Here is a 250-nt window from a genome sequence, read left to right as displayed (position 1 = left end):
CACCAGCGCCTCGGGCGGATTCGCGCGCAGGAGGTCGGCGAGCCGCTCGCGGAAGGTGACCAGGTCCCCGGTCTCCTCCAGCAGCGCCACCAGCTCCTCCACCCGGGGGCCGAGGAGCCGCTCCCACTCCCCCGCCAGGGTCTCGGCGCCCTCGGCCAGGGCGAGCTGGTCCTCCACCCGCCGCGCCTGGGCGGCGTCGGGCTCGGCGAGCTCCGCGCCCGTCTCCGGTCCCTCCCCCTGAGGGGGAAGG

At 78.0% G+C, this 250-nt stretch carries 1 pseudogene; it reads right to left on the bottom strand.

The window, feature by feature from the left end:
* Positions 1-250, bottom strand: a pseudogene (locus ACTFO6_RS19280) (DUF935 domain-containing protein); the annotation flags it as partial.

Source organism: Pelomicrobium sp. G1, assembly GCF_051905455.1.
Classification (GTDB): Bacteria; Pseudomonadota; Gammaproteobacteria; order Burkholderiales; family UBA6910; genus Pelomicrobium.
This window is presented reverse-complemented; position numbering and strand designations above follow the sequence as displayed.